The sequence below is a fragment of the Burkholderia sp. 10_S31 genome, from assembly GCF_056930375.1.
In genome coordinates this window covers 2,139,492-2,158,423 of record NZ_JBXOWK010000001.1, presented here as the reverse complement: position 1 = coordinate 2,158,423, position 18,932 = coordinate 2,139,492, and the positions used below count along the sequence as shown (strand labels likewise).

Annotated in this window: 17 protein-coding genes; 13 read left to right on the top strand and 4 right to left on the bottom strand. The window is 68.1% G+C overall.

The features are described from left to right. Positions 1-94: 94 nt before the first annotated feature. The 7 genes from AC1Z3W_RS09660 (at position 95) to AC1Z3W_RS09630 (ending at position 8,175) form a co-directional block, all read left to right on the top strand. Positions 95-832, top strand: a complete 738-nt coding sequence (locus tag AC1Z3W_RS09660; protein ID WP_483507506.1) for a FadR/GntR family transcriptional regulator — start codon at positions 95-97, stop codon at positions 830-832. A gap of 124 nt (positions 833-956) precedes the next feature. Further along, a complete protein-coding gene (locus AC1Z3W_RS09655) occupies positions 957-2,078 on the top strand; it encodes a branched-chain amino acid ABC transporter substrate-binding protein (protein WP_057927133.1) in 1,122 nt (373 codons plus the stop codon). A 54-nt stretch (positions 2,079-2,132) separates the two neighbouring features. Beyond that, positions 2,133-3,140, top strand: coding sequence for a trans-3-hydroxy-L-proline dehydratase (lhpH, locus tag AC1Z3W_RS09650; protein ID WP_059450264.1), 1,008 nt, complete (start codon positions 2,133-2,135; stop codon positions 3,138-3,140). Between the two features lie 196 nt (positions 3,141-3,336). After that, positions 3,337-5,898 (top strand): penicillin-binding protein 1A, encoded by a 2,562-nt coding sequence (locus AC1Z3W_RS09645; RefSeq protein WP_483507505.1) that lies wholly within the window; start codon positions 3,337-3,339, stop codon positions 5,896-5,898. 78 nt (positions 5,899-5,976) lie between these two features. Next, positions 5,977-6,852 carry a PilZ domain-containing protein gene (locus tag AC1Z3W_RS09640; protein ID WP_483507504.1) on the top strand — a complete coding sequence of 292 codons (876 nt, stop codon included), beginning with the start codon at positions 5,977-5,979 and terminating at the stop codon, positions 6,850-6,852. 319 nt (positions 6,853-7,171) lie between these two features. Then, positions 7,172-7,501, top strand: coding sequence for a DUF4148 domain-containing protein (locus AC1Z3W_RS09635; RefSeq protein ID WP_483507503.1), 330 nt, complete (start codon positions 7,172-7,174; stop codon positions 7,499-7,501). 269 nt (positions 7,502-7,770) lie between these two features. Further along, entirely contained in the window at positions 7,771-8,175 is a 405-nt protein-coding gene (locus AC1Z3W_RS09630; protein WP_483507502.1) for a lysozyme inhibitor LprI family protein, read from the top strand. Between the two features lie 48 nt (positions 8,176-8,223). Here the strand turns inward: AC1Z3W_RS09630 and AC1Z3W_RS09625 are convergent, their stop codons facing one another. Together AC1Z3W_RS09625 and AC1Z3W_RS09620 are read right to left on the bottom strand one after the other, a co-directional pair. Continuing rightward, a complete protein-coding gene (locus AC1Z3W_RS09625; protein WP_006755659.1) occupies positions 8,224-8,871 on the bottom strand; it encodes a response regulator in 648 nt (215 codons plus the stop codon). After that, positions 8,868-10,979: a PAS domain S-box protein gene (locus AC1Z3W_RS09620; protein ID WP_483507849.1), complete on the bottom strand. Its 2,112-nt coding sequence runs from the start codon at positions 10,977-10,979 to the stop codon at positions 8,868-8,870. Before AC1Z3W_RS09620 ends, AC1Z3W_RS09625 begins: the two co-directional genes overlap by 4 nt. Before the next feature lie 319 nt (positions 10,980-11,298). Here AC1Z3W_RS09620 and AC1Z3W_RS09615 point away from each other — a divergent pair, with 319 nt between their 5' ends. The 4 genes from AC1Z3W_RS09615 to AC1Z3W_RS09600 all read left to right on the top strand — a co-directional run bounded on the left by AC1Z3W_RS09615 (position 11,299) and on the right by AC1Z3W_RS09600 (position 15,169). Then, entirely contained in the window at positions 11,299-11,769 is a 471-nt protein-coding gene (locus tag AC1Z3W_RS09615) for a universal stress protein (protein WP_057927267.1), read from the top strand. A gap of 359 nt (positions 11,770-12,128) precedes the next feature. Then, complete coding sequence (locus AC1Z3W_RS09610) at positions 12,129-12,635, top strand: cupin domain-containing protein (protein WP_057927268.1); 507 nt, start codon at positions 12,129-12,131, stop codon at positions 12,633-12,635. A gap of 166 nt (positions 12,636-12,801) precedes the next feature. Beyond that, positions 12,802-13,830, top strand: coding sequence for a DedA family protein/thiosulfate sulfurtransferase GlpE (locus AC1Z3W_RS09605; RefSeq protein ID WP_057927139.1), 1,029 nt, complete (start codon positions 12,802-12,804; stop codon positions 13,828-13,830). Between the two features lie 403 nt (positions 13,831-14,233). Continuing rightward, complete coding sequence (locus tag AC1Z3W_RS09600; protein WP_057927269.1) at positions 14,234-15,169, top strand: universal stress protein; 936 nt, start codon at positions 14,234-14,236, stop codon at positions 15,167-15,169. Positions 15,170-15,706: 537 nt separating this feature from the next. On the opposite strand, the gene AC1Z3W_RS09595 is transcribed toward AC1Z3W_RS09600, so the two are convergent. Together AC1Z3W_RS09595 and AC1Z3W_RS09590 are read right to left on the bottom strand one after the other, a co-directional pair. Further along, on the bottom strand, positions 15,707-16,117 hold the full coding sequence (locus AC1Z3W_RS09595; RefSeq protein ID WP_057927140.1) for a hypothetical protein: 411 nt from the start codon (positions 16,115-16,117) through the stop codon (positions 15,707-15,709). A gap of 332 nt (positions 16,118-16,449) precedes the next feature. Next, on the bottom strand, positions 16,450-16,602 hold the full coding sequence (locus tag AC1Z3W_RS09590; protein ID WP_160327457.1) for a hypothetical protein: 153 nt from the start codon (positions 16,600-16,602) through the stop codon (positions 16,450-16,452). Positions 16,603-16,701: 99 nt separating this feature from the next. On the opposite strand from AC1Z3W_RS09590, the gene AC1Z3W_RS09585 reads away from it, so the two are divergent. Together AC1Z3W_RS09585 and AC1Z3W_RS09580 are read left to right on the top strand one after the other, a co-directional pair. Next, entirely contained in the window at positions 16,702-16,956 is a 255-nt protein-coding gene (locus AC1Z3W_RS09585) for a DUF3562 domain-containing protein (RefSeq protein ID WP_057927141.1), read from the top strand. Between the two features lie 159 nt (positions 16,957-17,115). Beyond that, positions 17,116-18,915, top strand: a complete 1,800-nt coding sequence (locus tag AC1Z3W_RS09580; RefSeq protein WP_483507501.1) for a methyl-accepting chemotaxis protein — start codon at positions 17,116-17,118, stop codon at positions 18,913-18,915. Positions 18,916-18,932 lie beyond the last annotated feature (17 nt).

The following is an 18,932-nucleotide window of genomic DNA, read 5'->3' as shown; positions in this document are numbered from 1 at the left end:
TCCAGATGGGCCGTCTACCTACCGGCCCTGGTGCCGCTTCGGTATAGTGCGCATCCATTCCCGAACCACGGCCCCGACCGGGCAGGAGCCCCAGATGATGTCCGCGCGCCCCGAATCCCTCGAAGCCGGTTTCCGGCCGCTGCAGATCTACGAGCAGGTCGCGGAGAAGATTCGCGACGAGATCCGTGCGGGGCACTATGCGGCCGATTCGAGGCTGCCGTCGGAGCGCGAGCTCGCGGCGCTGTTCCAGGTCGGCCGGCCGGCGGTGCGCGAGGCGCTCGGCGCGCTGCAGAACGAAGGGCTGGTGTTCACGAAGCGCAATTCGGGCACCTATGTCGTGCCGGCGCCGCTCGACGTGCTCGCGCAGCGCGGCGACTCGCGAGGCGCGCCCGATGCGGACTTCAGCCCGACGTCGACGCTCGACGTGCGGCTCATCCTCGAGCCCGCGATCGCTCGCCTCGCGGCCGCGCACGGCCGCGCCGATCCCGTCGCCGAAGGCTATCTCGCGCAGATGGAAACGATCACCGATATCGGCGACCCGCAGCAGCGCGCGCTATGGAACGAGAGCGACCGGCTGTTCCACCGGCAGCTCGCGCTGATGACCGGCGACGCGTTGATCGTGAAGATCGCGGACGAAGTCGCGAAGACGATGGACCAGCCGCTGTGGAAGCGGCTGAAGGACGACGGCATCTACGACGCGGGTCGGATCCGGCTCTACGTGTCCGAGCACCGGCTGATCTACGAGGCGATCGTGTCCGGCGATGCCGATGCGGCCGCCTTCTACGTCGAGCAGCACATCCTGCGCGTACGGCGCGACATCACGCCGAAGTAACACGTGCCACATCATTCTGGTCTGAAACATGACCAGAGCCGTACGGGTTATTTTGAAATTGCTTGCATGGTGACCACGCGTGTCCTACATTGGTTTCACACAAAACCAATCGGGAGCCACCACCATGCGACATTTCGTAACTGCGCTTTCGGTGGCCGTTGCCGCCGGCGCGCTGACTTCCGCGCACGCGCAGGAAGTCGTGGCGATCGGCCACTCGGCGCCGTTGACCGGCCCGCAAGCCGCGAACGGCAAGGACAATGAAAACGGCGCGCGCCTCGCTGTCGACGAGCTCAACAAGGCGGGTGTGAAGGTGGCCGGCAAGACGGTCACGTTCAAGCTGGTGTCCGAGGACGACCAGGCCGACCCGAAGGCTGGCGTGCAGGTCGCGCAGAACCTGGTCGACAAGGGCGTCGTCGCGGTGCTCGGGCCGTACAACTCGGGCGTCGCGATTCCCGCGTCGCGCGTGTATGCCAATGCCGGCGTGCCGATCCTGCCGGTCGCGTCGAATCCGGCACTCACGCGCCAGGGCTTCAAGAACATCTTCCGGATCGGCGCGAGCGACGAACAGCTCGGCGGCACGATGGCGACCTTCGCCGCGAAGACGCTGAACGCGAAGACCGCGGCGGTCATCGACGATCGCACCGCCTACGGGCAGGGCGTCGCCGAGCAGTTCGCGAGCGTCGCGAAGGCGAACGGGATCAAGATCGTCGACCAGGAGTACACCAACTCGTCGGCGACCGATTTCCTCGGCATTCTCACCAAGATCAAGGCCAGCAATCCCGACGTGATCTTCCTCGGCGGCTACGCGGCGCAGGGCGCGCCGATGGCGAAGCAGATGAAGCAGCGCGGGTTGCGCGCGAAGCTGCTCGGCGGCGACGGCATCTGCTCGGCCGACATGGGCAAGGTCGCGGGCGACGCGGCGTCGATCGTCTACTGCGCGCAGGGCGGCGTCGCGCTCGAGAAAACGCCGGCCGGCCGCGAATTCCTGAAGAAGTACCACGACACCTATCACACGGAGACGCAGGTCTACGGTGTCAACTACTACGACGGTGTGAAGCTGCTCGCCGACGCGATGGTCAAGGCGGGCACGACCACCGACAAGGCGAAGCTGATCGCGCAGTTGGCGAAGTCCAGATACGCGGGGGTCGCGGGGACCTATTCGTTCGACGAACACGGTGACCTGAAGGGCGCGCCGACCACCGTCTACGTGATCCGCAACGGGCTGCCCGAACCGTACGCGAAGTAACCGTCACCGGACGGCGCCGGCGCGCCGTCCTTCGTCTTCACGCTTTCGATCCTCATGAAAATCTCCCGATCCCTTTCCACCGTCGAAGTCCATACCGGCGGCGAAGCGTTCCGCATCGTCACGAGCGGGCTGCCGCGCCTGCCGGGCGACACGATCGTCCAGCGCCGCGCCTGGCTCAAGGAGAACGCCGACGAGATTCGCCGTGCGCTGATGTTCGAACCGCGCGGCCACGCCGACATGTACGGCGGCTACCTGACCGAGCCGGTGTCGCCGAATGCGGATTTCGGCGTGATCTTCGTGCACAACGAGGGCTACAGCGACCATTGCGGGCACGGCGTGATCGCGTTGTCGACCGCCGCGGTCGAGCTCGGTTGGGTGCAGCGCACGGTGCCGGAGACGCGCGTCGGCATCGATGCGCCGTGCGGCTTCATCGAGGCGTTCGTCAAATGGGACGGCGAGCACGCGGGGCCCGTGCGCTTCGTCAACGTGCCGTCGTTCATCTGGCAGCGCGACGTGTCGGTCGACACGCCGTCGTTCGGCACCGTGACCGGCGATATCGCGTACGGCGGCGCGTTCTACTTCTATGTCGACGGCGCGCCGTTCGACCTGCCGGTGCGCGAAGCGGCGGTGGAGAAGCTGATCCGCTTCGGCGCGGAAGTGAAGGCCGCCGCGAACGCGAAGTATCCGGTCGTGCATCCGGAGATCCCGGAAATCAACCATATCTACGGCACGATCATCGCGAACGCGCCGCGCCATCCGGGCTCGACGCAGGCGAACTGCTGCGTGTTCGCGGATCGCGAGGTCGATCGCTCGCCGACCGGCTCCGGCACGGGCGGACGCGTCGCGCAGCTGTACCAGCGCGGGCTGCTCGCGGCCGGCGACACGCTCGTCAACGAATCGATCGTCGGCACGGTGTTCAAGGGACGCGTGCTGCGCGAGACGACGGTCGGCGACATCCCGGCCGTGATCCCGGAAGTGGAGGGCAGCGCGCACATCTGCGGATTCGCGAACTGGATCGTCGACGAACGCGATCCGCTGACCTACGGTTTTCTGGTGCGCTGAACGCCGGCGCACGGCACCCGGTTGTACCAGGCTTGGCGCGCCGTCCCGTTGCGGGGCGCGCGCCTTTTTTGTTGTAAAAATGCGCGATCGGACGCTGTTTGCACCGGCGCGGGCCGGCAGCGGGCCGGTGTGCCGCGCGAGTTTGGTACGATGCAGCCTTTCCAGCAGATCCCCCACCCGCGTGAATCGCCGAAACGTGTCGTCAGTGCGTGACTTCTGTGCCAAATGGGTCGCGCGCGCCCAACCCGTCGCGGCCGCTGCCGCCGTGCCCGTCAAGCGTGTTCTGGCCGTCGCCTGGCACCATCTCCGTCATCCGACGCGCCGCGGCGTGCTGCGCGCGGCCGCCGCCGTGCCGGCGCTGTTCGTGCTGTACGTGCTGGTGCTGATTCCGTTCACGCCCAGCATCGGCGACATCCGCAAGGCGCGCGTCGACCAGCCTGCGCAGGTGCTGTCCGCCGACGGCAAGCTGCTTGCCGAATTCAAGCCGTCGAACCGCGAATGGGTGTCGCTCAAGCAGATTTCGCCGCACATGGTCGATGCGCTGATCGCGACCGAGGACCATCGCTTCTACGAGCACCACGGCCTCGACTGGAAGCGCACGGCGTCGGCCGCGCTCCATACGTTCTCGGGCGACCGCCAGGGCGGTTCGACGATCACCCAGCAGCTCGCGCGCAACCTGTATCCGGACGAGATCGGCCGCGCGCCGACGCTCACGCGCAAGGTGAAGGAGGCGATCACCGCGCTGAAGATCGAGGCCGTCTACAGCAAGGACCAGATCCTCGAGACCTACCTGAACACGGTGCCGTTCCTGTACAACGCATACGGCGTCGAGATGGCCGCGCGCACCTATTTCGACAAGTCGGCCGACGAGCTCGACGTGCTCGACAGCGCGACGCTCGTCGGGATGCTGAAGGGCAACAGTTACTACAACCCGGTGCTGAACCCCGAGCGCGCGCTGCAGCGGCGCAACACGGTGCTCGGCCAGATGGTGAAGTACGGCAAGCTGTCGCCCGCGCAGTTCGCGCAGTTGCAGCGCCGGCCGCTGCGCATCGACTTCGAGCGCCAGAAGGAGCCGCCCGGACCCGCGCCGCATTTCGCGCAGCAACTGCGAAAATGGCTGATCGCGTGGGCCGACCGCAACGACTACAACATCTATTCGGACGGGCTGATCGTGCGCACCACGATCGATTCGCGGCTGCAGCAGATGGCGACCCAGGCGCTGACGCAGCAGGCGAACCAGCTGCAGGGCATCGCGAACAACGCGTGGAGCGGCCGCGACGGCTGCGGCACCGACAACGAGGTGTTCCGCATCTTCATGCGCGAGTCGCCTGAGTACAAGGCCGCGCAGGATGCCGGCAAGAACGATGCGGCCGCGATGAAGCAGCTCGCCGCCGATCACGGTTTCATGCGCGCGCTGTGCAAGGCGAAGACCGACGTGCAGGCCGGCTTCGTCGCGATCGATCCGCGCGACGGGCAGATCCGCGCGTGGGTCGGCAGCCGCGACTTCACGAACGAGCCGTTCGATCACGTGTCGCAGGCGCGGCGCCAGCCGGGTTCCACCTTCAAGCCGTTCGTCTATGGCGTCGCGTTCGCGAACGGGATGAAGCCGGACGACACGTTCATCGACCAGGCGGTCGAGATTCCGCTGAAGGGCGGCGAGGTCTGGCGGCCGAACGACGACGTGCCGCCGTCGGGCAAGCCGATGACGCTGCGCGACGCGGTCGCGCTGTCGCGCAACCGGATCACCGCGCAGGTGATGGAAAAGGTCGGCCCGGCGGCCGTGGCGCGGCTCGCTCGCGACATGGGCGTGCGCGAGAGCCCGCTCGAGCGCGTGCCGTCGCTGGCGCTCGGCACGAGCCCCGTGACGCTGAAGGAGATGGTCGCGTCGTACGCGACGATCGCGAACGGCGGACTGTACGTCGAGCCGCAAATGGTGACGCGCATCGAGAACCGCCAGGGCGACGTGCTCGCCGAATACGCGCCGGCGCCGCCCGAGCGCGCGCTCGACGCGGAAACCGACAAGACGCTGCTCGACGTGATGCGCGACGTCGTGACGCGCGGCACCGGCGGCAGCATCCGCACGCGCTTCGGAATTCGCGGCGACGTGGCCGGCAAGACCGGAACCACGCAGGACAACGCGGACGGCTGGTTCATCCTGATGCAGCCCGGGCTCGTCGCCGGGGCCTGGGTGGGCTTCGACGACGGCCGCGTGACGCTGCGCAGCGACTACTGGGGGCAAGGCGCGCACAGCGCGCTGCCGATCGTCGGCGACTTCTTCCAGCGCGCGCAACGCGCACGGATCGTCGACACGAAGCTGAAATTCGATACCGAGCCGTCGCCCGGCTGGTTCGCGTCGGTGCGCGAGCGAGTGACCGACCTGTTCGACGGATGGTTCGGGCCCGAGCCGAAGAAGGCATCGCCCCCTGTCAGGACGCAGCATATCGAGCGTCAGCCCGAGGCGGACGCAGCGGCGGCATCGGCCGCATCGGCCGCGTCGGCGCCCGAGGCGGCATCCGGCGGCATCGTCGAGGAATGGATTCCGGCGTCCGAGGTGGCGGCATCGGCTGCTGCATTGTCGGCGGGCGCGTCGCAGCCGCAGGCCGTGCAGCCGCCGGCCGCGGGAGGCAGCGCGACGAGTTCGGGCAACACGGGTGGCGGGGGGCTCGGCTCCGCACCGGCCGTCCCGCCTTCGGCGGCACCGTCGTCGACCCAGGCTCCGGCTCCGGTTTCACCCGACGCGACCAGCGGTTCGGAGTAACGAGCCGTTCAGATTTCGCGCGATGCTGCCGTAATAGCGTTGTCACGACAGCTCGCGCGGTCGCTCCGCGCCTTTCCGATGCGGCTTATCACCGATCACGTCGCGCTCGCGCGCGATGACGTCTCTGCCGGCGTCCCCCTCGGCTTCGATCTCTACGATGCGGGCGGCGCCGCGCTGCTGCCCGCCGGCACCACGCTGCGCGATCCGGCGCAGCATGCATTCCTGTTCGATCACTTCCGGCCCGTCCGCAGGCGCGATGACGACGAGCCCGCCGCGCCGGCGCACGACACCGTGCCGGCCGCCACACGCATGGGACTGTCGGCCGGTGCCGCGATCGGCATCCGCCGGCGGGTCGGCGCGACCCGCGTGCTGCAGCGCTGCCGGTTGATCGGAGTCGGCGCATCGGGCGTGCTGTTCGTCGAACCGCAGCCATCGGTCGTGCTCGATTTCACCCGCGGCGACGACGTCGAGGCGGTCGCAATCGGCCGGTCGGCGGTGTCGCGCTTTGGTGCGACGGTCGAAGCGGTACAGGCCCCGGGCGGCGCGCCGTACATGGTGCTTTCGCCGCCGGGCTTCGTCGACCGGTTGCGCACGCGCGCGGAGCCGCGCGTGCCGGTACGGATCGCGGCCTGCTGCACGGGCGGGTCGGCGCAGGCCGACGGCATCGGGATCGTTCGCGATCTGAGCCTGAACGGATTGTCGATCGCGGTCGACCGGCCGCTCGCGGCGGCCGGCGAGTCTTTGAGCGTGCAGTTGCCGTACACGGACGGGGATCGCATCGCGTTACTGACGCTCGACGGCACGGTGCGCGCGGTGCACGCCGATCCGGCGACGCCGGGCTGGACGCTTCACCACGCCGCTTTCAGCGAAATCGCCGCCGCCGACCGGATTCGCCTCAAGGCGCTGCTGTTCGACTTGTCGATCGGAGATGTGGAAGCCGATCAGGTTCGTTGATACGCGGTCGCCGTTTCACATCGGGCAAACGCGACTGCCGCGGGGCGGCTCTCGAGGATCCGGTGGATCTGTTCGCCCAGGCGGTACATGCCGATCGCGCCGCTGCCTTGTGGGCGCCTATTGGGTGCCTATTGGGTGCGAATGCAACCAAAATCATCTGATGATTGGGCGGAAGGCATGGCAATTGTGCGGAATTCGGTCAACAGTGAATTCGCGATTTAAGTATTTACCCTGATAGCCGCGCCGCCTAGACTTTTACTCATGCGCAACGACTACCGAGTCCGAAGCGCCTGACAAAACAATCTGGAGGTAACGCATCATGAAATCGCTGATCAAGGCAGTTGCACTGGCCGCTCTGGTGGCCGCACCGGTCGTCTCGTTCGCCCAATCGAACCAGCAGCCGCTCACGCGCGCACAAGTGCGTGCCGAGCTGGTCCAGCTCGAGAAGGCCGGCTACAACCCGAACGACTGGATGAACTATCCGGAAAACATCCAGGCCGCACAGGCAAAGATCGCCGCGGCACAGAACACCGGCGCACAGGCCGACGCAACGGGTTACGGCGCGAACCCGGTCGCGACGTCGCAGTCGGGCCTGCGCGTGACGGTACCGGCCGCAGCCGACCGTTCGTCGGTGTACTTCGGCCACTAAGCCGTTCGCAGTGCGGCCTCCTGGCCGCCGGCGAGACCGTAGCGAAAAGCCCGCGCTCGATGTCGAGTGCGGGCTTTTTTGCATCCGCGGCAAGCGTCGCGCCGGCTGACAATCCGCCGCGTGTGCGCTAGCATCGCGGTCGGCCTCGCACGCTGCGGCAGCCGCAGCGAAAGGGGTAGCGCCGGCTGGTCTGCGACGCCGCGCGCCGAGGCGCGGCGGCAAGCCAGACACCACGTTCCTCGAATCAACGAAAACAAACAGGAGCATCCATGCGTGTCTCGACCGGTCTGCTGTGCGCGCTGGCGCTGACGGCAAACGTTGTCCATGCGCAGGCGAATTGTGCGGATGCGACGGATCAGGCAACGATGACGGCGTGTGCCGACCGCGCGTACAAGAAATCCGACGCGGAACTGAACCGCACCTACCAGGCCGTCACCGCGCGCCTGCGCGATGCGAAGCCGCTCGCGGAGAAACTCGTGAATGCGCAGCGCGCGTGGATCGCCTACCGCGATGCCGAATGCAACTTCTCCAGCGCGAACGCCGAAGGCGGCAGCGTGTACCCGATGGTCGTGTCGACCTGCCTCGACGATCTGACCAAGACGCGCAACGAGACGCTGAAGGGCTATCTGTCCTGCGAGGAAGGCGATCTCGCGTGCCCGGTGCCGGCGAAGTAACGGCCGCGTAGCGCGCCGGCAGCCGGCACGGTTCGCCGGTCCGGTCGCCTAGACGTCGTCCGTTTCGTCGAGCAGCTTGTGCCGCATCGCGTAGCGAACCAGCGCCGCTTCGTGCGGCATCTGCATCTTTTCCAGGATCCGGGTCTTGTAGGTGCTGACCGTCTTTGCGCTCACGCACAGTGCCTGCGCGATCTCGGTCAGCGTCTGTCCGGCGGCGATCCGGCGGAACACGTCGAACTCGCGATCGGATAGCCGCTGGTGCGGCAGCGTCTCGGCCGGCTCGTTCAGGCTCTGCGCGAACTGTTCGGCCATCGCGAGGCTGACGTAGACGCCGCCCGACGCAACCTTGGTCACCGCGCCGACCAGCTCGGCACTCGCGCTTTCTTTAGTCAGATAGCCCGATGCACCGGCGCGGAACGCGCGCACCGCGTATTGCTGTTCCGCGTGCATGGTCAGCACGAGCACGCGCAGCGCGGGCTTCTCGTCCTTGATCTGCTTGATCAGCTCGACGCCGTTGCGGCCCGGCATCGACAGGTCGAGCACCAGCACCTGCGCGGGCGTCGAACGTACGAGCGCGATCGTCGACGGGCCGTCGCACGCTTCGCCGGCCACTTCGAATCCGGTGGCGTTCTGGAGGATATGCCGCAGACCGTCGCGCACGAGCGTATGGTCGTCGGCGATGAGCACCTTGATCATGTGAGGGTGGTTTCCTGTTGAACGGTGCCGAGCGGGAACGCGACGGTGATCGAGAAGCCGCGCGCGAGCGCGGTGTCGATCGTCACGCTGCCGCCCAGCATGTGTGCGCGTTCGCGAATGCCGATCAGGCCGAACGATTTGTCCTCGTGGACGGCGCCGCCCGGTGCCGCGCCGCGGCCGTTGTCCGCCACGCGCAGCACGCAGAAGCCTTCCTCGATGTCGAGTCGCAACGTGACGCGCGTCGCGTCCGCATGGCGCGCGACGTTCGTCAGCGCTTCCTGGACGATCCGGAACAGCGTGGTCGCGCCCGTGCTGGTGAACGTGAGCCCGCCGGTTTCGATTTGGCGTTCGACGTCGATGCCGTAGCGGTTCGTGAAGTCGTTCGCCAACCACTCGATCGCGGGCACGAGGCCGAGATCGTCGAGCATCACGGGGCGCAGGTCCGCCGCGATGCGCCGCACCGACGCGACGGTCGCGTCGATCAGCCGGCGCATGCCCTGCAGGTGCGACAGCACGCCGACGTCGGGTTGCGCATGGTCCGGCGCGCGCAGTTGCTGCTCGACGACCGACAGGTCCATCTTCAGTGCGGTCAATTGCTGGCCCAGGTCGTCGTGCAGTTCGCGCGCGATGCGGGTCTTTTCCTCTTCGCGCACGTTCTGCAGGTTCGCCGACAGTTCGCGCAGTTCCTCGCGAGACTGCTTCAGCGCATTCTCGGCGCGCTGCCGCTCGGTGATGTCGCGCAGCATCACCGTATAGAGCTTGCCCGATGCATCGCGGATCTGCGAGATCGACGCTTCGATCGGGAATTCCTCGCCGTTGCCGCGCAGCCCGAACAACACGCGCTGGCGGCCCATCTGCCGCTCGGACACGCCCGTCACGCCGAACTGGTCGACGTGCTTCGCATGCGCGGCGCGAAACCGCTCGGGGATGAAGCGCGACAGCGGCGCGCCGATCGCCTCCATCGCCGATACGCCGAATACCTGTTCGGCCATCGGGTTGAAGATCACGACCGTCTGCTTCTCGTCGATCGTGATGATCGCTTCCATCGACGAGCGGATGATGCCCATCATCCGCGCCTCGTTCAGGATGCCGCGGCTGCTGGCGCCGGTATCGACGTTGCCGGCGCGCCCACGCAGCAGGGCGTGGACGAGTGCCGCGAACGCGAACGACGCGATCAGCCCGGCGGCGAGCACGGTGCCAGCCGCGCGCTGCGCGCCGGTCGCGCTCGGGCGGCCGTCCGCGGAATAGGCGAGCGTCAGCACGGTGCCACCGAAATTCAACTGGTCGGAGCGCCGCATCAGGTCGGGCGACGCGGAGGCCTCGTCGGTCGTCGTCTCGGCACTCGCGATCGGGTGCGGATCGTCGCCGGCGCTCATCCGCAGGTCGAGCCCGCGTTCCGTGTCGAGCGCGCGCTCGACCAGGCGACTCGGGCTCACTTGCGCGAACAGCACGCCGTCGGCACCGGCTTCGTGGAGGCCGGCCGTCGTGACGGCCGTGTGCGGCGAAGCCGTCGCGGGCAGGAACAGCGTGAGGGTGCGCGTATCGCGGGACGTATCGTCGTTGGCAGGATGGATGCCGAGTGCGACATCGCCGGTGTGCAGCGCGCGTGCCAGTGGTACCTGATCGGATGCGCCGAAATGCACGGTGGCTGCGCTCGACACCGGCGCACTGAGCGCCGCCACCGCGAGCGGGCCGGCCGGCATCGGCGCGCTGCCGGCGAGGGCGCTGCGTGTCGCGGGCGACAGCGGCGCATAGCCGAGCTGCCGGATCGGCGAACGTCCGCTGTCGAGGTCGAGCGTATCGGCGTATCGGCGCCATTGTTCCGGCGTCATCTGCGGCGCGAGCACGAACGCGCCGCGTGTGCTTTCGAGCACGGCGACGCCGGCTTGCAGCTCGTGGCGCAACATCGCCGTCACGTGCGCCGTGCGGCGTTCGAAGCGCGAATGGACGGCGCCTTGCCACTGCCCGCGAACGAGCAGCGCGACGCCGAGCGACAGCGCCGCGCCGGCGAACAGCGCAACGACGCCGGCCGCGAGCGGCTGGCGTAACATGGTCTGGAGGCGCGTGGGCCCTCGGGCGTCACGCGACGGGGTTCCACTGGCGGTCATTCGATCGGCCATTCTGGTGTCGGGGTGGCCCGTGGCGCTCGGGCAGCGCGGCAAAACCGGGAAAAACTCGCACCGGCCGCGTGCGATGTCTATTTTCAAGATGAAATTGTGCGCGTTTTACACGTTTTTTGTAATAGGGTCAGCTAAAAATGCGATAGCCGGGCGGTGCAGCGGGCGTTCCGGCGACGTTTGACGCGCGTCAACCGGCGCGTCGGCACGTGGGGCAGACTGTTCGGCAGGCGAGCCGGCATCGGGCCGGCTTGCGGTGACGGGCGCGTCGTTGCGCGATGCGCGGCGCGTGCCCGGTCGGAGGGCGGACATGTACAAGCGGATTTTCGTCGGGCTCGACGGCAGCCCGAGCGCGCGTCTCGCGCTGAACGAGGCGATTCGGATCGCGGCGGCATCCGGCGGCGAGGTCACGTGCGCGTATGTCGTCGAGCACCGGCCGCAACTCGTCGACGTCGATGCGGGCTTTGCGGCCGAACGCGACGGCGACGCGGCGGCAGCCGATGCGGCGACGCCCGTGCTCGACGACGCGAAAGCGGTGCTCGCGCAGCAGCATGTGCCGGGCACCGTGCGCGCGCTCGACGCGTACGGCGAGGACGTCGCCGTGGTGCTGATGCGCACGGCGGCCGAGGCCGGCGCCGATCTGATCGTGATGGGGACGAGCGGGCGGCACGGCTTGCGCCGGCTGCTGCTCGGCAGTGTCGCGGAATCGCTGCTGCGCGCGGCCGACCGGCCCGTGCTGCTGGTGAGGCACGACGAGCCGGCCGCGGCGGCAACCGCGTGACGGGGCGGCGCGGCGCCGACACGTGAGCGTTCGCGGGCAGGGCGCTGATGCGCGGATGCCGGCGTGGTGGTGAATGCAGCGATGCGTCCGATGCATCGATCGACGTATCGATGTATCGCGTATGCATCGTCCGGCACGGGCGTGATCGTGCCGCGCCGGTTGCATCGTCGCCCGCACTTCTGGCAGCATCGAACGGTGTTCGCTTCATCGGCGCGCGCTGCGTTGCGCGCGCGATCCAGTCGCCGCGTGCATGGCCGCGGCGATCGACGCAGCGGCACGCGACGGCGGCCGATCGCATTTCCGATCGGCCGTGCCGTGCGTCGCGTGCCCGGTTTCCTACTTTACCAACGTCATCCGCCATGCCGATCTCTGCCGCCGACCTGATTCACCAGTTCGATCTTCAGCCGCATCCCGAAGGCGGCTATTTCCGGGAAACCTACCGCGCGGCCGATACCGTCGTGCGTCCGGCCGACGGCGCGCAGCGCGCAGCGTCGACCGCGATCTACTACCTGCTGTGCGACGGTGCGTATTCGTCGTGGCACCGGATCCGCTCCGACGAGGTCTGGCATTTCTACGCGGGCGATCCGCTCGAGGTGTGGGTGCTCGACGAGCACGACGGCCTGACGATCCACCGGCTCGGCAACCCGCTCACGCATCCGGGCACCGTGTTCCAGGCCGTCGTGCCGGCCGGACGCTGGTTCGGCGCGCGCTGCGCGTCGCCGGAGCATGTCGCGCTCGTCGGCTGCACGGTTGCGCCGGGGTTCGAGTTCGCGGAATTCGAGCTCGCGGACGCGACGGCACTCGCCGCCGCGTTTCCCGAGTACGCGGAATACGTCGCGGGGCTCGCGCAGCGCCCCGACGCGTGAGCGTGCCGGCTGCCTCCGACGGCAGCCGTTCAGTACGGTCCCGGCCAAACCCGTTTAGAATGCACCGTGGTGCAGGATCGGCTGCGGACGTGCCGCGGCGATCGCTGCCAGCCGTACCGATGGCCGCCCCCGTCGCACGGTCCGCATGTCTTCCAGGAGCGCCGCCGTGTGGCACTTTCCCATTGCGATTCCCTCGTCGCTCGGCCCGTGGGCCGTGTTCGCGAGCGTACTGATCACGCAGCTCGGCGTGCCGGTCCCGGCCGTGCCGATGCTGATTCTCGGCGGTACGATGGCGGCGATGGGGCAGGCGTCCTGGGCAAGCATGTTCGCGGCGGCGATCGGCGCGACGATGCTGGCCGATTCGCTGTGGTTCTTCATGGGCCGCACGCGCGGCCGGCGCTTGCTGAATGGGCTCGTGCGCTTCTCGCTGTCGCTCGACACGACGCTGCGCTTCGCGCGTAATGTATTCGAAAGATACGGCGCGCCGCTGCTCGTCCTCTCCAAATTCCTGCCGGGCCTCGGCCTCGTGTCGGCACCGCTGCTCGGCACGACCGCGATCGGCATCGGCGTGTTCCTGTTCTGGGATCTGGCCGGCGCGTCGTTGTGGGCCGCGTTCTGGCTCATCGGCGGTGCGGCCGTGCATGACCAGATCGTCCAGTTCGTGCTGTGGGTGCGCGCGAGCGGCGGCACGATCCTCGACGCGTTCCTCGCAATCTTCATCACGTTCCTGCTGTACCGCTGGGTGCGCCGCGTGCAGTTCCGCCGCTATCTCGCGCAGGTGCGCATCTCGCCGCCGCAACTTGTCGAGATGATGACGTCGAACGAACCGCCACTGATCTTCGATGTGCGGCCGCGCGCGATCCGCGAACGCGAACCGTACCGGATCGCCGGCGCCGTGCCGGTCGATCTCGATTCGCCTGACCTGCTCGATCCGGCGCTGCTGCAGCGGCCGATCGTCGTGTATTGCGTGTGTCCGAACGAGGCCACCGCGAAACGCCTGATCGCGAAGATGCAGCGCAAGAAGATGCTGCACAACATCAAGGCGCTGAAGGGCGGGCTCGACGCGTGGGAGAAGCACGGTTATCCGGTCGAACCGATGCCGACCGATCTCGACGCGTCGCGGTATTTCGTGCGGCCGGACCACGGCACCGCGCTCGGCGGCGAATATACGGTGCGGGCGACGTTGTCCAAATAAATCGTGCGCGGAATGCCGCGCACGTCCCGATTCCGCGGTCGATTTCACGCTTCTCATTCGCGCGAAAATCGGCTGGCGCGAAACACCTCTGATTATTCTTAGAATTCCGCCTGCATATTGCGCGCGTTTGATTACGCACATTCGACGCGCGTTCGTTCGTGCCGAAGGCGATTGATCCCGTCGTCGCCCGCCACACCCACAGCCGCGTCGCACGGCCCGCGCGGGTATTGATCACGATCATGCACGCGCGGGCCGAACGTCATATGCTGTTTGAATCGCTTGTCCGCGCTTCGCGTGACCATCCGCCGATCCCTGCGACCGCGCCGTCCGTCCGCCGCGTGCCGTTGCCGCGCGAAGCTCCGGTCGTCGTCCGCGACGACGCGTCCGCAAGGAGGCCTTCGCCATGCCATCCAGTCCGACCATCCCGCCACTTGCGCGGATCTCGCTGGCCGTCGATCTGACGCCGGAGTCGCTGTCCGCCGCGCGCTACACGCGAACGCTGCTGCGTCCCGGCATGCAGGTGCGCATCGTCTGCGCGATCGACAATCCGCGCCTCGTGCTGCCCGACATCCCGCGCGTCGACGCGTTGCTGGCATCGGCGCGCGAGGAGATGACGCGCGAAGCGCAGGCGACGCTCGAGCGCACCGCCGAACTGTTCGCCGGCAGCGGCGCGGAGATCGAGCAGGTGATCATCGATACGTCGGTCACGGGCGGCACGGTCGCCGATGCACTCGCGAAGGACACGTCGGCATGGCATGCCGACGTGCTCGTGGTCGGCGCGAATCCGCACCACGGGCTGCTTCGGCTCGTCGAAGGCGCGATGTCCGACACGCTGGCCGCGCGCGCACGCTGCGCGCTGCTGATCGTGCCCGCCGACTATGCGCGGCCGTCGGAAGGGCCGCTGCAGCGCCTGATGTTCGCAGTCGACGGCAGCGAGCCGTCGCTGCTTGCGGTGCGCGTCGGGCTCGGTTTCGCGGTGCCGACGACGTTGCTGTACGCAGCCTATGTCGTCGATCGCGCGGTTCGCCTGACCGATATCGTGCCGGTGCGCGCGCTCGAGGATGCGTATCGCGCGGAGGGGGAGGATGCGCTGGCGCGGATCGGCCCGCTGTTCCACGCAACGGGGAACCCGACCAAGCGCGGCATCGTCGAAACCCGACCGACCAGCGACGACGTGGCCCATGCGCTGATGCGCGACGCGGTGCACTGGCATGCGGAACTGCTGGTGGTCGGCACGCACGGCCGGCGCGGCATCGCCGCCTGGTTGATCGGCAGCGTCGCGCGCCGGGTCGCGCATCTCGCGCAGGTGCCGGTGCTGCTCGTGCGCGGCGACGCATGAAGATCGCGATGCGATGGATGCGAAGCAAGCTTTCGTTGACCTGCATCAGAAACGTCGTGCGCCGCTCGTGAGACAGTGACACGACGTTCGGCCTGGCGGATGGTCTGTCGTCCGTATGCGACGCTGCGATTCGATTCAACGCGTTCGACACGGGCGAACGGACACGTATCCGACGCCGTTGCGATCGACCGATTTCCAGAGCCGCGTCACGCATCGCGTGGCGCGTGAGCCGCTCAAGAACTCTCCGGCACGAGGGTAGGCAGCCGGCGGCTGCCTTGGAACGACGGACGGGGTGTCTTTCACCCCGTCCGCTTTCCTGGCCCCGTGCAGACTACTTTCCTCGCAGGTATTTTTCTCGTCGATGTCGCCGTGTGGAACGGCGCGTGGCGGCACGCGATCGCGAAATGGCGGATCGGTGTGGATGGCGGCATGCACTGCGCTGGCGCATGCCCGGCGCGCAGCGCTCGCTGCCGAATGGGTATCGCAGTCGTCGCAGCCCGCACACGGCCCCGTGCCGCATCGGCTGCGTTCAGGCTGTCACGCGGCACGCAGCACTCGCTGGTCGCGCCGGCAGCCGGCGCCGCGCCGTACGCATGCGCGCCGACGCACGCCATGCGGCCGTCCTCGTCCGCCCGGCGTGCGATTGCGCAGCCGCGGCCAGCCAGGGCGCGTCTTGCGGCGCGGCCCCGCAACGACCGGCGTGGCGGCACCGGCCCGCGCGCGGAGGGCAGCCGCGAACCGCTGCAGCGCGAGCACCGATCCCGCGACGCTCTGGTATTTTTCAAGGCCGATCTGCCCGTCGAGCGTGACGAGCAAACCCGATTCGCGCGCGAGCGCGAGCAACGCGTCGAGATCCTCGGGCGGGCGGATACCGGTCGGCACGGCGGGCGCGGACAGCGCACGCGCGCGCCGCTGTCCGCTCCGGGCCGAAAAGTTGCGATATGCCATGATTGGTCTCCTGCACCGGACCCCGCGTGCCGGCTCGAAGGCCGGCTGAGCGATGACCGGGTATGAACGTATCGTTCATGACATCAGTATCCGCCCACCGACACCGCGCTGCCAATCGGCGCGCGCCGAAGTTGCTGTCAGGCATTGCGTGCGGCGTATCGGAATCCGCTGACACGCCGAACCGACGATCAGCCGCGCCGGGGCGGGCCGGCGCACGGTGCCCGGCACCCCGATCCGGTGCATTCGAACAGACGAATTGCGGCCTGCGCGCGTCGCTTGACGCAGGATTTCGGACGGTCTAAGTTCTCCCCTGCACCGACGTCGCGCGACGGTCAATCGTCTGCGCGATCGGCGGTGCCGCGCCGCGGGGTGGCGTGGCAATCCTTCCAGTCGTTCGCGGGCCATGGGCGCCGCGAATCGCGCATGCCGCCGGTCCGGCAACGGATCGGCGCGGCGGCACGCAACGTGTCGTTGATCTCGCGCAAACACGTTTCGGCGCATCGTACGCCGGGCGGCCATCCAGTTTCTAATCTTCCGGTAGCGTCATCTTTTCCTTTCGTTCCTCGACCGTCAGGAGCCCGTCGATGTCACAGGACAATTTGCTTGATTCATTGAAGGCCGTTGCCGAACAGCGTGCGATCGGCGCCGATCAGCTGCGCGCAATGCTCGACGACGAAGTGCGTGCGCTGTCGTCCGATGCCCGCGTGCACGACTACATCCACGTGTTCGCGATTCGTCACCTGCGCGAACGGATGCGCAGGCAGGATGAACTCGAGCGCGACATGCCGTCCAGTACATCGAGCAAGGAGCCGGATACGAGTACCAGTCGCCGTCTGTGACGGACGCTCGCCGCGGCCGACGCCACGGGCGTTCCCGGCCGCATATTTCTTCATACGTTTGATCGAATTGACGCAACGGCCTCAAGTAAGCCGCGCGGATGCCGTTTACCCGGTGAATTCGTCCACCGGGCGTTCGCGCTCCCTTATTGAGTCGTTGCCATGTTCTCGTCCATCCGGACCCGCATCCTTGCCGCGTGCGTCGCCATCGTCGTATTCGCGCTCGTCGCCACCACGCTGATCAATTACTTCATCGCGCGCTCGTACAACGACGACGCGATCGACCGCAACCTGACATCCGTCGCGAGCGGCCACGTGGTCGGCATCGGCGATTGGGTCGCGACGAAAAGCCGGATGATCGCGTCGCTGCAGGATGCCGCGCTGTCGCCCGATCCGCTGTCGGTGTTCAAGCAGATGGCCGCGGCCGGCGGCTTCACGAACGTGTACGCGGGCTACGCGGACAAGGCGTTCCGTTTCTCCGACCCGACCGGTATCCCGCCCGACTACGATCCGACCGGCCGTCCGTGGTACAAGCAGGCCGCGCAGGCCGGCAAGCCGGTCGTCACGCCGCCGTACGTCGATGCGGGCACGGGCAACCTGGTCGTCACGTTCGCGGTGCCGATCCTGCGCGACGGCGCGCTGAAGGGCGTCGTCGCGGCCGACGTCGCGATGGACAGCGTGATCGCGAACGTGAAGTCGATCCACCCGACGCCCGCGAGCTTCGGCATGTTGATCGACAGCAGCGGCCACGTCGTCGCGCATCCCGACGCGAAGCTCACGCTGAAGCCGGTTACCGACGTGTCGCCCGAGCTCGGCGGCATGAGCGCCGCGTCGCTGGTCGCGGCTACCGTGCCGGTCGAGGTGCACGTCGGCGGCGACGCGAAGCTCGCGCGCGCGCAGGCCGTGCCGGGCACCGACTGGTATGCGCTGGTGCTGCTCGACAAGGCGGAAGCGACGGCCGGGATGCGCTCGCTGCTGACCGCGTCGCTGATCACGCTGGTCGTGATCGTCGGCGTCGCGTCGCTGATCGTCGGTGCGATCACCACGACCGCGTTCCGCCGCCTGTCGCAGGTGCGTCAGGCCATGGCGTCGATCGGTTCGGGCACGGGCGACCTGACGCAGCGCCTGCCGGCCGAAGGCCGCGACGAGGTGGCCGATATCGCGCGCTCGTTCAACAGCTTCGTCGACAAGTTGCACGACGTGATGCGGCAGATCCGCGACGCGAGCGAATCGGTGCGCACGGCCGCGAACGAAATCGCCGCGGGCAACCAGGACCTGTCGTCGCGCACCGAATCGGCGGCGGCGAGCCTCGAGGAAACGGCCGCATCGATGGAAGAGATCACCGCGACGGTCGGCCAGTCGGCGGCCGCGGCCGGCCAGGCCGACGAACGCGCGGCCGCGGCATCGCGGATCGCGTCGCACGGCGGCGTGGTCGTGTCGGACGTCGTGGCGACGATGGGAAAGATCGAGGAAGCGTCGGGCCGGATCGGCGACATCATCGGCGTGATCGACGGGATCGCGTTCCAGACCAACATCCTCGCGCTGAATGCGGCCGTGGAAGCGGCGCGTGCCGGCGAGCAGGGTCGTGGTTTCGCGGTCGTCGCGCAGGAAGTGCGCAGCCTCGCGCAACGCAGCGCGCAGGCCGCGCGCGAGGTGAAGGTGCTGGTCGAGTCGACGGTGGCGAGCGTGTCGGCCGGGTCGGAGCAGGTGCGCCAGGCCGGCGACACGATGCGCGAGATCGTGTCGAACGTCACCAACGTGACGACGATCATCTCCGAGATCACGCACGCCGCAAACGAGCAGACGCGCGGCATCCAGGAAGTGAACCGCGCGGTCACGCAACTCGACGAAATGGTGCAGCAGAACGCGGCGCTCGTCGAACAGTCGACCGCTGCCGCAACCGCGCTGCAGACGCAGGCGAACGCGCTCGCGACGACGGTCGGGCAGTTCAGGGTCGCCTGACCTGCGCCGGGTGACGC